Annotated in this window: 13 protein-coding genes; 6 read left to right on the forward strand and 7 right to left on the reverse strand. The window is 32.1% G+C overall.

Annotated elements, in window-relative coordinates:
* Positions 1-414, forward strand: coding sequence for a hypothetical protein (locus tag OEA66_RS06165; RefSeq protein ID WP_267280555.1), 414 nt, complete (start codon positions 1-3; stop codon positions 412-414).
* 270 nt (positions 415-684) lie between these two features.
* On the forward strand, positions 685-1371 hold the full coding sequence (locus OEA66_RS06170) for an IS1 family transposase (RefSeq protein WP_267280556.1): 687 nt from the start codon (positions 685-687) through the stop codon (positions 1369-1371).
* 84 nt (positions 1372-1455) lie between these two features.
* On the opposite strand, the gene OEA66_RS06175 is transcribed toward OEA66_RS06170, so the two are convergent.
* The 3 genes from OEA66_RS06175 to OEA66_RS06185 all read right to left on the reverse strand — a co-directional run bounded on the left by OEA66_RS06175 (position 1456) and on the right by OEA66_RS06185 (position 3535).
* The gene (locus OEA66_RS06175; RefSeq protein WP_267280557.1) at positions 1456-2130 is read right to left on the reverse strand and encodes a succinate dehydrogenase cytochrome b subunit; all 675 of its coding nucleotides are present in this window, start codon (positions 2128-2130) and stop codon (positions 1456-1458) included.
* A 9-nt stretch (positions 2131-2139) separates the two neighbouring features.
* The gene (locus OEA66_RS06180; RefSeq protein WP_267280558.1) at positions 2140-2892 is read right to left on the reverse strand and encodes an SDR family oxidoreductase; all 753 of its coding nucleotides are present in this window, start codon (positions 2890-2892) and stop codon (positions 2140-2142) included.
* Between the two features lie 67 nt (positions 2893-2959).
* A complete protein-coding gene (locus OEA66_RS06185) occupies positions 2960-3535 on the reverse strand; it encodes a Crp/Fnr family transcriptional regulator (protein WP_267280559.1) in 576 nt (191 codons plus the stop codon).
* Between the two features lie 150 nt (positions 3536-3685).
* On the opposite strand from OEA66_RS06185, the gene OEA66_RS06190 reads away from it, so the two are divergent.
* Both OEA66_RS06190 and OEA66_RS06195 read left to right on the forward strand, forming a co-directional pair.
* The gene (locus OEA66_RS06190) at positions 3686-4171 is read left to right on the forward strand and encodes a hypothetical protein (RefSeq protein ID WP_267280560.1); all 486 of its coding nucleotides are present in this window, start codon (positions 3686-3688) and stop codon (positions 4169-4171) included.
* Between the two features lie 155 nt (positions 4172-4326).
* Positions 4327-6627: a GAF domain-containing protein gene (locus tag OEA66_RS06195; protein ID WP_267280561.1), complete on the forward strand. Its 2301-nt coding sequence runs from the start codon at positions 4327-4329 to the stop codon at positions 6625-6627.
* Between the two features lie 152 nt (positions 6628-6779).
* Here the strand turns inward: OEA66_RS06195 and OEA66_RS06200 are convergent, their stop codons facing one another.
* Positions 6780-7949 (reverse strand): Pycsar system effector family protein, encoded by a 1170-nt coding sequence (locus OEA66_RS06200; RefSeq protein WP_267280562.1) that lies wholly within the window; start codon positions 7947-7949, stop codon positions 6780-6782.
* 26 nt (positions 7950-7975) lie between these two features.
* Here OEA66_RS06200 and OEA66_RS06205 point away from each other — a divergent pair, with 26 nt between their 5' ends.
* Both OEA66_RS06205 and OEA66_RS06210 read left to right on the forward strand, forming a co-directional pair.
* Positions 7976-11689, forward strand: a complete 3714-nt coding sequence (locus OEA66_RS06205; protein WP_267280563.1) for a metallophosphoesterase — start codon at positions 7976-7978, stop codon at positions 11687-11689.
* Positions 11690-11788: 99 nt separating this feature from the next.
* Positions 11789-12295, forward strand: coding sequence for a hypothetical protein (locus tag OEA66_RS06210; protein WP_267280564.1), 507 nt, complete (start codon positions 11789-11791; stop codon positions 12293-12295).
* Between the two features lie 6 nt (positions 12296-12301).
* On the opposite strand, the gene OEA66_RS06215 is transcribed toward OEA66_RS06210, so the two are convergent.
* The 3 genes from OEA66_RS06215 to mazG form a co-directional block, all read right to left on the reverse strand.
* Positions 12302-13168 carry a YjiK family protein gene (locus tag OEA66_RS06215; protein ID WP_267280565.1) on the reverse strand — a complete coding sequence of 289 codons (867 nt, stop codon included), beginning with the start codon at positions 13166-13168 and terminating at the stop codon, positions 12302-12304.
* Between the two features lie 180 nt (positions 13169-13348).
* Positions 13349-14428, reverse strand: a complete 1080-nt coding sequence (locus OEA66_RS06220) for an FUSC family protein (RefSeq protein ID WP_267280566.1) — start codon at positions 14426-14428, stop codon at positions 13349-13351.
* Positions 14428-15201 carry a nucleoside triphosphate pyrophosphohydrolase gene (mazG, locus tag OEA66_RS06225; RefSeq protein ID WP_267280567.1) on the reverse strand — a complete coding sequence of 258 codons (774 nt, stop codon included), beginning with the start codon at positions 15199-15201 and terminating at the stop codon, positions 14428-14430. Before mazG ends, OEA66_RS06220 begins: the two co-directional genes overlap by 1 nt.
* Between the last annotated feature and the right edge of the window lie 6 nt (positions 15202-15207).

Raw genomic sequence — 15207 nt, forward strand, 5'->3', positions numbered from 1 at the left:
ATGGAAATAATATATAATTCTAATAGAAATTTTAGAATATGGGCTTATACAGTGAGTCACTCTTCCCTACTTTTACGTAGCGAAATGAAATATCCTGACCAAGATAATTATACTGATAGTGTATCTAGTAATATAGATTTAGAATTCTGGGAAGTAAGTTATATTAATCTACCATCTGATTTTTTGGGTTTATGTATTAGAGAGATTACCGAAGAATCTTTACCTAAAAAAATAAGTAGAGATTTTTTAAGATTTGATATGAAAATATTTGAATTGAAATCACAAAAATCTACATATTATATAATTGCAGGTGGATTATTAGTTGGTGAAAACAAATGGATAAATCAAGATAGAATTTTTAATTATAGTTGTAATCTTAAACATGATAAAATTCTCTTTTGCAGTAATGGGTAATGTATCAAAGTTAGTGATGGAGCTTTTTCAAAATTCAAACTATTGAAAATCAACACTAATTTAAAATTAAACAATCAAAACAAGAGTAGATAATTCTCTACTCTTGTTTATTTTTGTCGATAAAAACATACGCAAATGACTAGGGTAATGTTTCAGAAATGTTGGTATCCTTTATTAACAAGACATCCCAAAGAAATCAATTAAAAACCAATCAAAAAGCGAGTAATCTTCATGATTACTCGTTTTGTTTTATAAATAAAAAGTACAAATATGAAAGTAGAGAATTACTCATGTTCCAAATGTGTTGGTGATATTTCTGAGTTTATAAAGTATGGTAAAACTTGTAAAGGGAAACAACGATATCAATGTAAAAGATGTAAAGCAACAAGTGTACTTCATTTTAGATACAAGGCTTATAAGAGAAATATCAACCGCAAAATTATTCTTTTTACAAAAGAAGGTTTAGGAATTAGAAGCATTGCAAGGGTATTAAAAATATCAACAACCACTCTGCTCAAAAGAATTATTGAAATTGCAGGTGAAATTAAAATGCCCATCATAAAGCTTAATCAATCTTATGAATTAGACGAAATGAGAATTTTTATAAGAAAGAAAAGCAATCCGATTTGGTTGGTTTATGCAATTGATAAAATAACTAAACAAGTCGCAAGTTTTTATATTGGTAAAAGAAATAACAAAACACTTAATGCAGTTGTAAAAACTTTGCTCAATTCAAATCCTGAAAAAAATTATACCGATAAACTCAGAAATTATCAATATTTAATTCCAAAAGAAATTCACAGCACAAAAAGATTTGAAACCAATGGAATTGAAAGAAAAAATCTCAATTTGAGAACTCATCTGAAAAGATTGAATAGAAAGACTATTTGTTTCAGCCGAAGTACAGCCGTTCTAAGTTCTATTTTAAAAATATATTTTTGGTCGGGCTTTTCTTGAGCTTAGAGTCTATGTAAGATAGGTTTACAAATATTCTTTATATTTTAATATTTTATTTTCAACCCTTATATATTGAAAACCAACCTATTCTCCAATCCATCCCAAGTAAATACAAACCGGCATCATCGCCATAATAAATGGCACGACATAGGAAAATACAGTTCCCGAAAACAATATTAAAGAATTATATTTCTGATGATTCATACCCAAAGACTGAAAAGCACTTTTGAAGCCATGAAGCAAATGCCAAAACAATAAGAAACAACCAAACACATACAAAAGAACCTGAAGCGGATTCTGAAATTTCTCAAGCATCATTTCATAAAGTGGAAGCTCTTCACCATGAACAAACTGATTCGTTCGGTTGGGAATCCAAAAGTTGGACGTATGAATGATTAAAAATAAAAGTAACAAAGTTCCCAATAACACCATACTTCGGCTGTACCAAGTGCTGTTTTGTGAAGATTTACTAATGGCATAACCTACAGGTCTTGCTTTCTTATTCTGCCACCAAATCATTAATCCCTGAATGATATGAACCAGAAAACCAATAATCAGAAAAATCTCAATAGTCCGGATAACCGGATTGGTACCCATAAAATGGGCACCAATATTAAAAGTCTCTCCTCCATCGTTGAAAAATATCAAAGCGTTAACTCCGCAATGCACTATCAGAAAACTGATGAGAAACAAACCCGTCGCTGCAATTACAACTTTTCTACCGATAGAACTTGTCAAAAAACCTCTGAATCCGTTCATAGTGAAAGTTTATCTTTGGTTTTGAGGATTAGAAATCCAGTCTTCGTATCTAATCTTACTTTCAAAAACCGCTTTTTCAGGTATTAAGGTATCATTTTCCAAAACGGCACCGAAGTAAGGAGCATTTTTTTCAATAGTAATATTTGACGGACGCTGCATTACATTCAGGTAATTTTCAACCCAATTGTTCATTGGCATTTTTTCAGGACCTGCAATTTCAGCAATTCCAAATTTTGGTTTTTCTTCTACTGTTTTTGCTAAAAATGCGGCAACTTCTGAGCTTGCAATCGGCTGTACCAAAGCATCAGTTACAAACATTCCGTTTTCTTTTACACTTGAAGCTGCAACACCTCCTGCAAATTCAAAAAACTGTGTTGCATGAACGATAGAATAAGGAACTGATGACTCTCCGATAAGTTTTTCCTGAACTTGTTTTGCTCTGAAATAACCACTTTCGCTTAGTTTTTGAGTTCCTACAACCGATAAAGCGATATGGTGTTTTACATTTGCTTTTTGTTCGGCTTCCAAAAGATTAGTTGTAGAAGTTCTGAAAAAATTCATCACATCATCGTCCGCAAAAGATGGCGAGTTTGAAACATCTACCACAACATCCGTATTTTCAAGAGCTTCATCCAAACCTTCACCTGTTAAAGTATTCACACCTGTATTAGGTGATGCAGCGATAACTTCATGTTGATTTTTCAAAAGATTCGTCAGTTGAGAACCGATAAGACCACTACCACCGATAATTACTATTTTCATTGTTTTAATTTTTATTAATTACTAAAACAAAGGTCATAAACTTCATTCTGAAAAATCTTAAACTGGTTTAAGAACGAAAATTTTGATTTAAAACATCCAATTCATCTAGTGAAATTCCAATGTAGGAAGCAAAAATTTCATCCGGAAAACGTTTTACCAAATCAGGATAGTGAGTGCAGAAATAATAGTGAAAATCTTTTTTACTGACCGTCGCAAAAGTTTTCTGTTTCAACAATGAAGCACCATAAGCTCTCATGTGAACCTTATTAAAATAAATTCCCATAAACGGAAAATCAAGTAACAACTGTTCGAATTTTTCCTTTTCAATCATTAAAACTTCGGTATCTTCTAAAGTCGCAATATTAAATTGAGCTTCAGGATTACCTAAGAAAGCATTGTATTCTGTCACCCACCAATTTTCAATGGCAAAATGAATTGTGTTCTTCTTTCCGGAATTATCCGTAAAATAAATCTGCATACAACCTTTTAAAACAAAGTAAAAACAATCTACTTTACTTCCTTCATTAATCACAATATGATTTTTAGGAAAACTCTGTTTTTCAAAATAATGAAGCACTTTTTCAACTTCACTTTCAAAGGCTGGAATTAATGTTACAATATGTTGATACAATTGATTAGGCATGGTTTATAGTTTTATACAAGATACGTTTTCTTCAGATTAATAATCTTATTGTATGATAAAAAACATTTAGAATCATTCAAAATAATTAAATTTTAACTTTACAACAAGATCTTTTTTAACTATTTTTACTCAATAATTTATAAATAACTTATGAAAAAAATAGTACTTGCCGGAATCATTACTTTTGGAGGATTTCTAACAGCAAATGCACAGTGTAAAACAGTTTCTACACTTACAGAAAATTTTGATACTTGGAAAGACATCGACAAATGTTGGACTGCTCAACCTGGAAAAGCAATGCTTTACGCAAAGGATAAAAAAGTAACTTTTTATTCGATGATGAGTCCAAAAGAAAATATGGTTTTGGTGACTCCAAAAGTTAAAGCAGGAAACTACACATTATCTTTTGATATTTCAGACAACGGAGGAGAAACTACACTTGAAATATTGTCCGTTAACAATCCAGCCGATACAAAATCCTATGCTTCTATTGTGAAAGCTTCAAAAATAACAGGCGATAAAAAAACAATCAATATTTCTTTGAAAAAAGATGCAAGTTTAGGTTTAAAAGTTATGTTAAATGGTATTCATCAAGCTGTTTATGTAGACAACTTGTCTTTGAAGCCTAAGAAATAAGTACCAATTTTTTTTGGAAGACAGATAAAACAAAACCGTTATTATTTAATAACGGTTTTTCTTTTAAACAATAATATTTTCAAAATATTCATTGCTTCTTATTCTCCTTTAAAATCCTTTTTTCATACCTTTACCTTTACAATTTTTTTCAGATTTTGTCGCAGCTTTACAAAGAAGATAGTCCGTTTCAGGTATTTATTTCGTTCAAAAAATATTTGGATGTGTTAGAGCATATTCGATATAATGACCGTTTAGAATATCGTGCAAACTATGCCGAGTCCTTAATCGAAAAAACGAAAAACTTCAAAGAACTTCGAGATGGTTTTCAGGATCTTTCGCTGCTCGAAAAACACGAAGACCTCATCAGACTTTTATTGGCAGACCTTTTTCCGACAGGTTTAACTAAAAATGAGATTAAGGCGGCAAGTATTCCGTTAGCAAATATTACCTTCAATTACACCGAAAGATTTAAAAATATTTTAGCCGATGCAGGAACCGACTTCGAAATAAGGTTCAGGGAAGTGGATGAAGATGAGTTTTATATTTTCTGCTGTTGTCTTATTTTGCAGGTACATTTTAGTGCAGATTTACGCGCAACACTCCCACTCTACTATGACATTCCGAATAAAGAAGGAATTATTAAACATTATAAAATCACAGTAAACTCAGATTTTACAGATGTTTATCCTGATAAAGATACCAAAATTCCCGACCAAGATACTGTTACAATGTTGTTGGAAAACATCGACGACATTAGACTTTGGAAAAAATATTTTCCACCTCAGTCATGGATTTTGAGCGGATTTGCCATTATTTCTCTTATTGATTGTACTTCTGAAGTGGCTTTATCAGATTTGAAATCAACACTTATCAAAGTTGATCTTGAAAATCCAGCACCAGATGAAAATTTAAAGGAGATATTTAAATCTTATTTCGATGTTCCCGAGTTGAATTTTGGTTTAATGCTTTTCAATCAAAAAGATAAAAAACTCGAAACGCTTCCCATTTATGAAAATGTATTCACCAGTCATATTCTCGATTTTTGGTTGAATACTTTCGATGAAGAAGTAAGAAAAACTGCTTTTGAAAACATCAACTACAATTCAAAACCTATTGTCATTTCAGACATTGATAAGCTTGATGAAGAAGTGAAAAAAATGCCTTCTTTTGACATTTTAAAAAATACAGAAATCCGTAGCTTTATGGTTATTCCAATTATGAAAGATGGCGAATTGTTGGCAATTATGGAGTTTACTTCAGCAATAGCGAACAGTTTAAATGGTTTAAAACTAAAGAAATTGGAATCTTTCAGCGACATGATTCTATTTTCACTCAACCGTTTCAGTTTTGAAAGAAATAATCAGATTGAAGCGATTATCCAGCGTGAATATACTTCCATCCACGATTCTGTAGTTTGGAAATTCAGAAATGAAGCCGAAAAATATTTCAATGCTTTTTTATCAAAGAAAATTTATACTTTAAAGCAGATTTCATTTAAAAATCTAACCCCTCTTTTTGGTTTTTCAGACATTAGAGCTTCTTCAGAAAAACGTTTTAATCTGATGAAAGTTGACCTGAATCATCAATTGGAATGTCTTCATCATATTCTAACTTCCATTAATTCAGATTCAGAAAAATATCTTTTAGCCTTAGAAATTTTTGAAAATGAACTTAATAATGAAATAAAAGCCGATACCGAACAAAGATTTCAGCGACTTCTCCGTGAAGAAATTCATCCTTATCTTCAAGGAAAACTGGAAACCAATGCAACGGAAGAAGTAAAAAATAAAATTAAAAACTATACTTCGCAAATTACTTTACAAAACCAGCTTTTTTATAATCAACGCCGTAGTTTAGATGAATCAATTACTTTGGTGAACAGAAAATTGGCGGATGTTTTAGACAAAAGTCAGGTTGAAGCTCAGGAAATTTTTCCTCATTATTATGAAAGGTTTAAATCTGATGGCGTAGAACATAATTTGTATATCGGACAAAACATTTCGCCCGATGCCGATTATTCGCAAAAAGATGTGCATCAGCTTAGATTTTGGCAGTTGGAAACCATTTGCAATATGGAACTTGAGTTTCAGAAATTTAAGCAAAATCTGCCCGTTCCTTTAGATATTGCTTCGTTGATTTTTGTTTATAATGAAAAACTCGACATTCGTTTCCGAATGGATGAAAAACGTTTTGACATTGATGGCGCTCATAATTCTTATTATGAAATCATCAAAAAACGAATTGACAAAGCGCATATAAAAAATTCAGACGAGAGAATTACCTGTCCCGGAAAAATCGTGATTGTTTATTTCGGTTTAGAAAATCAGAAAGAATATCTTCAGTATATCAATACACTTCAGAAAAAAGGTCTTCTTAAAAATGATGTTGAATTCTTAAAAGTTGAAGATTTACAGGGTATTTCAGGACTGTTGGCGATAAGAGTTTCTTTGGCTTAAAATGTCTTATTTAATTTAATAATTTCAAAACAAAGCATAATTAACAACTTCAACTTTATTTTGTTGCTCACATGAACAAATCTGTGTATAAAGTAGAATGACCTTAAATATTTCGCTTTTTTAGAAGCGCTATGTTAAAATATTTCAAATAATTACAATGTCAGAAACGCATACGCAAAAGACAGCACAGAGATCACAATTCCTGCCATAAAAATCTGATACGTAATCGAAAGAAGTTTATATTTTCTGTCTAAAACTTTGCCTAAAAAGTACAAATCTTTCGTCATTGAATCATAAATATAGTCACGGTCTTTGATTAAATCATGCATCGAACCCAAATAATCATCAAATTTCATCTGATGAAAATTACCAAAGAATAAAAGATTAACTTTTCGGTCTGCCACATCCTGTTTGGTAAAATTCACTTTCGTCACATTCGGTTTTGTCGAAAGAATGGCAAAAATAATCGTCAGAACACTTGATATCAAAAGGAAAAATGTAGGAATAATCAAATGCGTATTTTTCGGAGCGTCTAATTTGGGAACCAAAACAGAAAGACAAACTGAAATAATAATTGCATTTACTGAAAGCAAAATATTCGCCTTGCTGTCTGCGATATCGCTTAATCTGGTATGATTATTCAACGTCACTCTGAACAAAGTATCAACACTTCTATCCGATTTTTGATCTTTTTTATCAGATTTATCCAAATCTTTCTTTGGCTTATCTTCTTTATCAAGCTTTTTTTCAAGCTTTTTCACATTCTTCATTTTAAGAGGCTCCCAATTTTCTTTGGCGTAATCTGTGAAATATTTATGCTTATTTTTAAGAAAATCCACATTCATCACATTCCATTCGTCATTTGAGAAGCACATTCCACCCGTTAATTCCCATTCTTTACGCAAAGCTTCCGCAGAATCATTGTAAAACGGACTTGCAAAATGACTGAAATCTGCATCTTTCATGATTTCCTCCAAAAGTCCTTGAGGCTGATGATATTTTTCCGTTGCCAAAATCAGTTTTGAAACTTCATCGATGTATTCGTCAGAAAAATTATCTTTCTTCAGAAATTCTTTCATGATGACCGTACTCCGTTGTTCATGACCTTCCGCATTGCAATCTGTAAATCCAACATCATGAAACCACAATGCAAGCAAAACTTTTTCTCTGTCAACTTCAGACAAATTGGTATGCTTTATGATTTCATCTGCTTTTTGAACAGCATATGTGGTATGAATAAAATTATGATAAAAGTAAACAGAAGATAGTTTATCTTTGAATAAGTTTTCAACATAATTTTTAGCTTTGTCTAAGATGTTCATCACCAAATTTTTCTTAATGTAAATGTATGAATTTATCCTTTAAATCTTATTTAAAAAAAATATCACCGGCAGGAAAAACACTTTTCCTTTCAGGAATTCTTTTATCTTGTGCTACCTACAACGTAAAAAAGGGTAAAAACTTACATGAAGTACAAAAATCTGAACAAAAAGCAGAAAATGACTTCCAGATTTTCTTGGTTGGAGATGCCGGAAATGCTGAAGAAATGCAATCTCAGCAAACTTTAGATTTTCTTAAAAACAAAATAGATTCTGCCAACAGTAATTCGATGCTGATCTTTTTGGGTGACAACATCTACCCTCTCGGAATGCCAAAAGAAAATGATAAAGAATATCCTTTAGCAAAAGAAAAAATGGAAAACCAATTGGCGATTACCAAAAACTTCAAAGGTAAGACGTTGGTTATTCCCGGAAATCACGATTGGTATCACGGTTTAGACGGATTAAAAGCTCAGGAAGAATTTGTGAAAACATATCTTAACGATAAGAAATCTTTCCTTCCTAAAAATTCCTGTCCGATTGATGATATTAATTTAACTAAAGACATTAAACTGATTGTTGTTGATTCTGAATGGGCATTAATTAATTGGGATAAACAACCGGGAATCAATAAAGGTTGCGACATCAAAACCAGAGAAGATTTTTATACAGAATTCAAAGATTTAATTACAAAAAATCAGGATAAAAGAATCATTGTAGCACTTCACCATCCGGTAATCAGCTCGGGAGTTCATGCCGGATTTAATTCTGCTAAATCTCACCTTGCGGCTTTCAAAGGAAAAGTACCTGTTCCTGGAGTTGCAACTGTAATCAATACGTTGAGAAGTTCTTCCGGAGCAAGTATGGAAGACATCAGCAACAAACATTACGCAGATTTTGCCAATAGACTGAAAAGTATTGTTCAGGATAAAGAAAATGTAATATTCGTGTCAGGTCACGATCATAATTTACAGTATCACGAAGACAGAAACATAAGACAAATCATCAGCGGAGCCGGCTCAAAGACTGATCCTTCAACCATTGTTGAGAAAACCGATTTCTCTTACGGCGGAAGCGGTTTTGCTATTTTAAATTTAAGAAAAGACCAAAGTTCAGACGTTGAATATTTTTCGACAAAGAATAATAAACTGGAAAAACTGACTCAGATTTCTGTCATTTCTAAACCGAATGTATTTGAAAATAATTTTCCAAGTTCAATTCCTGCAAGTTACACTTCAACAATTTATGCTGAAAAATTAACCCAAAAAGGAAAAGTTTATCGTTGGCTTTGGGGAGATCATTACAGAAAATATTACGCCCTTCCGATTGAGGCAAAAACAAAAGACCTTTCAGATATGAATCCTGGTTATTCGCCAGTCAGAGAAGGTGGCGGAAATCAATCGAACAGTCTTCGTCTGAGAACCAATGAAGGACAGGAATTTGTCATGCGCGGAATTAAAAAAAGTGCAACCCGTTTTTTAAATGCTCAAGCTTTTAAGAAAAATGATTTTGGAAATGAATTAAACAACACTTTTCCGGAAAGATTTCTACTTGATTTTTATACTACCAATCACCCTTTTACAGGTTTTGCAGTCAATAATATGATTGATAAACTTGGAATTTTCCACAGCAATCCTGAACTTTTTTATATTCCAAAACAAAAATCTTTAGGAAAGTACAATGAAAATTACGGTGACGAATTGTATATGATTGAAGAACGTTTTTCTTCTGATTCTAAAACTCTGCAGTCATTAGATAACGCTTCAGATATTCTTTCGACTTCCGATGTGCTGAAAAATATGCGAAAAGACAGTAAATATTTTGTTGATCAAGATTTGTACATCAGAGCCAGAATTTTTGATATGCTGATCGGAGATTGGGACCGTCACGAAGACCAATGGAAATGGGCAGAATATAAAGTCGGAAACAAGATTATTTACAAACCAATTCCGAGAGACAGAGATCAGGCTTTCAGCAATTATGACGGCGCTGCTTTCTATTTCATCATGAATATTCCGATGATTCGCCACATGAAATCTTTCAAAGATGAAGTGAAAAATGTGCGATGGGTAAACATGGAGCCTTATCCGTTAGATTTGATTTTCTTAAAAGGCTCTACCGAAAAAAACTGGAGCGAACAAGCAAAATTTATTCAGCAAAATCTTACCAATGCAGATATTGATAATGCTTTTAAAAATCTTCCGAAAGAGGTTCAAGATGAAACAATTGCCGATATTCAGAGAAAATTAAAGCTTAGAAAAGAAAAAATCGAAGCTAATGCAGTTGAATATTACAACATTCTTCAGGAAAAAGTGCCATTGGTAGGAACTTTAGATAAAGATAAATTTGTCATTATTAAAAATGAAAAATCAGTAGAAGTTAAACAATATAAAATCCATAAAAACAAATCGGAAGAACTCGTTTTTGAGAAAGTTTATGATGGTAAAAAAACAAAAGAACTTTGGATCTACGGTTTGGATGATGATGATATTTATGAAGTTTCGGGAGACGGAAAATCTAAGACTAATATTCGTCTAATCGGAGGTTACAATCATGATGTTTACAATGTTTCAAATGGTAGAAACGTGAAAATTTATGATTTTAAATCTCAAAAAAACACTTACGAAACAAAAGGAGCAACAAAACATATTTCAGATGATTACGATGTGAATACTTATAACTGGAAACATCCGAAATATAACTTTGTAGCAGGTTATCCGAATGCCAATTTTAATCCCGATGATGGGGTAATTTTAGGGATTGTTGCTAATTATACTGTAAATAATTTCATCCGTGACCGTTTTACTCAGAAACATAGTTTAAGTGCAAATCTATACACCGCAACAGGCGGATTCAATCTAGGATATAAAGGAATTTTCAAAAAAGCAGCTTTCGGTTGGGACGCAGGAATTGATGCAACTTACACAACTCCCCATTTTGCAAGAACATTTTTTGGCTTAGGAAATGAAAGTATAAATGATGCTGATGAAGATAATCGTGATTATAATCGTGTGAGAATTTCACAGATTAAATTTGCACCTTCTATTTCAAAAACAAGCTGGCTCAATCTGAAACATCAGTTTCAACTAACTTTTGAAAACTCGAAAGTTCAGAGAAATGACGACCGATTTGTAGCAGTTTCGCCCGATGTAAGATCTGAGGTTTTCGACAATCAACAATTTGGTGGTGCGAATTATACTTTCAGCTTTAAAAATTTTGACAATAATGCTTTCCCTACTTTAGGTTTGGAATTAATTTTAAATGCCGGCTGGAAAGCCAATTTATCTGAATTCGAAAGAAATTTCGCAACCTTTCAAGGAACGATGAATCTTTTCAGAAAAATTGATAAAAAAGGAAAATTTGTTTTTGCCAATTCAACCAATGCAATGATTATCAACAATAATAATTTTGAATTTTACCAAGCTGCAGCAATAGGTGGAAACAACGGAATGCGTGCTTTCAGAAATGAAAGATTTGCCGGAAAATCTTATTTAGTGAATAATGCAGAACTTCGTTGGGACTTTGGAAGAGTGAAAAACAATATTGTTCCTACCAATATGGGAATTTTAGTAGGTTATGATTTGGGAAGAGTTTGGATGGATAGAGAACAGTCCGACAAATGGCATCAAGGTGTTGGTGCAGGATTCTGGTTGAATATTTTAGAGTCGTTCTCTGCAAGATTAGATTACTTCATTGGATCTGATGGCGGAAGAATTTCCGGAGGTGTTGGAATGAATTTCTAGATAGGGACCCAATTAATTTGTTTAACTATGAAAAAGATTTTTTTATTGGTATTCGCTCTAAATTTAATTGTTATTGGATATATTTTTTATGATCTAAAAATGAGTGATAAATCACAGCAAATCAACAGTAATGTAGTCTTAAATAAAAAATCATATCCCGAATTATTAGTTTTCCATTTTCAACCTTCACTAAAAGAAAATACCGAAGTAATTATCAACTTCGATAAAAAATATTTAATTTTCAAAAGTATGTATCCTCATTCTGCGGAGCCACCTCCACCAATGAGAAGAAAAGATTATGAAAAATTTATTGATAAAAGAAAACCTCTTAAACCTTATTTCACCAATCTCTCCGATAAGGAACTGAAGAATTTGAATATCTTAATTAATTCATTTTTTGATGAAGATTATCAAAGAATAGAAGAATTAAATATTGATGGTATCTCATATAATTTCAGCATTTTATTTTCTAATAAAGATCTAAAGAACGGATTTATCTCAAATGATAAAACAGAAAATCAAGAAAAACTAGTCAAAGAAATTATTAGCCTTTTACATAAGACCAATAAGTATGAGGAAAATAAACCTACTTTACAGTATTATTAAATTTGATTAGAATCCAAAACGATACACATTCCCACCCTCTTTTTTGTCCTTTTCATCGGCAATCAGCAGGGTTTTATCATCAAGAAAAACTATAGCTTCTTTTTGAGAATTGTGATTAAATGAGTTTTTTTGAATAACTGATGTTGTAAAATTATGATCAAAAAAAGTTGAAACTTTGTATACATTTTTGTGCGTTAATAAAACAATTTGATCTTTAGAATTAATCGCAGCTGAAGTAATTGCCGCATCATTATAACCACCTTCCAGCTTTAATTTACCAATTAATTTCGCTTCAAAATCGCCTTCCTTGTTAGGAATTTGAAAAACCAGAAAAGTTCCATCGAAACCTTTACTTCGGTTTTTAGTAAACAGGTAAAAGTTACCGTCTTTTTCTACAAAAGCTTCACAATCGTACAGTAAATTTGACTTTTTAGGTGGAAATTCAGTTTGTCCTTCGTAACGAAATTTAGTGGTTTGTACAACTTTTGTTGATTTTTGAGAGCCATCTTTCAGATCTAATTTAAGAATGGAAAGATTCTGTCTGTCATTATCATTATTACCGAAATCTCCGATGTAGATATTTCCTGCTTTATCTTTCGTAATATCTTCCCAGTCGTTGTTTTCAGTATTTTCAACTAAAACATCGGCAACAAGATTTCCTTTTAAATCTAAACCATATACTACGTTTTTATTTCCAGCATCTTCAATTGCCCAAATCGTTTTTTGGTCTTGAGAAAGTGCAATTCCAGAAACTTCTTTAAGCTTTTTTGGAAGGGAAAATTCTGTTTTTAAAACATCAGTTTTTGCTGCAGAATCTTGTGCTTTTGGATTACAGCTCAATAAAAACAAAGCGAATATGTAGTTAAATTTCATGGTTTACTTTTTAATTAAAAGATTTTTTAGAATTCAAATTTAAACATTAAGTCATTTGAGTTGATAAGATTTTTTAAATTTCAAATAAATTTGAATTAAGCTGAGCGCACTTTTAATGAATATCTCAGATGTTTCCTTACAATTTCTTCATCCTTAAATGAATCTTAATGGTTATTTTTTTTATTTCTTCAATTTTTTAAACTGGAAAAAAGAAAATCTCACACTCTTTTCCAAATTATTAATTGTTTGCTGATGATAGAGCAAAAATCCTGCACTTAATCCCATTAAACTTCCAATAATAGTATCAATTAATCTTGCTTCCATCAATTCTGTGACATTATGATGCATTAAACTTCCTGTTTCAACAAGAAGAATCGTTAAAGGAGTTAGGAAAATCACAGCAAAACCATAGTTTCTTACAATCATCAATTCCACAATAAACTGGAGAATCATAATTATAAAAATCATCACAATTTTCTCAGGATCAAAATAAAGAATGTTCCACGCAAGGCCAAGTCCAACGAAAGTTCCGATAATCCGGTGGAGATTTCTCTGTCGTACATGCTCAAAATTTCGTCCTTGAATAATTGCTATTGTTGAGATGGAAATCCAGTACGTATTTTGGAATTTCAGTAAATGTCCGATAATTAAAGTTAAAGTCATAAAAACAGCAATAATTCCGCTTTCTACAAATTTTGTGTATCGTTTTTTTCTGAACGTTCTTCTTGGAATATTGATAACCGCAGATTTTTCTACAAAAACCGAATAAATAAATGCAAATGAACACGATAAAATCGTTCCCATTGCGAAAAGTCCGATTCTTGTTGGAATCATTTCCATATCGAACTTAAAATTACTTGCCATTGCCGCAACCATGATGAAAAAGAAATTTCCCGGCGGCGGAATTTTATAATAATTGGTGATAAAATGCGATAAAAAAGCGACAATTCCCAGTGCTAAAGCACCAAAATATACATTAAAATTGAAACATAAGCTTACCGCAAACGAAAATATCATCCCAAAAGCACACACTGCCAAATGAACCATCCTTTGACTAATCGGAGCTTGTGTAAAATATAAAATGACTAAAGCTCCTAAACTCGACAAACTTCCAAAATTAGGTTTTCCTAAAAACCATCCCAAAAGCAGCGGACTTCCGATGCATAGAGCAGCTAAAAACGGAAAATGCCATTTCCGTTCTGTTTTTTTAATTTCAATTAAATACTGAAATCTGCTTTGTGAGGGATGATTTATTTTCATTAATTTCTATCTTGAAGCTTTGCTTTTTCCCAAAGAACATCCATTTCTTCCAAAGACATTTCGCCTAATTTTAAATCTGCCTCAGCTGCAAGCTGTTCCATTTTCTGGAATCTTGAAATGAATTTAATATTCGTTCTTTCCAATGCTGAATCTGGGTTTAAGCCTGAAATTCGGGCATAATTGATCAAAGAGAAAAATACATCTCCCAATTCCTGTTCTTTCTTATCTAAATTGGTTTCCGCATGGAATTCCTGAATTTCTTCATCCACTTTTTTCCAGGCATCTTCGGCATCGTGAAATTCAAAACCAATTCCTTTTACTTTATCCTGAATTCTGTAAGCTTTCACCAAACTTGGTAATCCTTTCGGAACTCCACCCAAAATAGATTTGTTGCCTTCCTTCAGTTTCAGTTTTTCCCAGTTCTGTTTTACTTCTTCTTCATCTTTCACCTTAGTATCACCATAAATATGAGGATGACGGAAAATCAGTTTTTCGTTTAAAGAATTAATCACATCAGCAATATCAAAACTTTCTTTTTCAGAACCTATTTTCGCATAAAAAACCAAATGCAATAAAACGTCACCAAGCTCTTTTTTTATTTCCGTTAAATCTTCCTGCAAAAGCGCATCAGAAAGCTCGTAAGTTTCTTCCAAAGTTAAATGACGAAGTGTCTGTAAAGTCTGTTTTTGATCCCACGGACATTTTTCACGAAGATCATCCATAATGTCTAATAATCTTCCGAAAGCTTCGAGTTTTTCTTGTCTGGTATTCATAATTTG

The sequence above is a fragment of the Chryseobacterium luquanense genome (assembly GCF_026460945.1).
Taxonomy (GTDB): Bacteria; Bacteroidota; Bacteroidia; order Flavobacteriales; family Weeksellaceae; genus Chryseobacterium; species Chryseobacterium luquanense.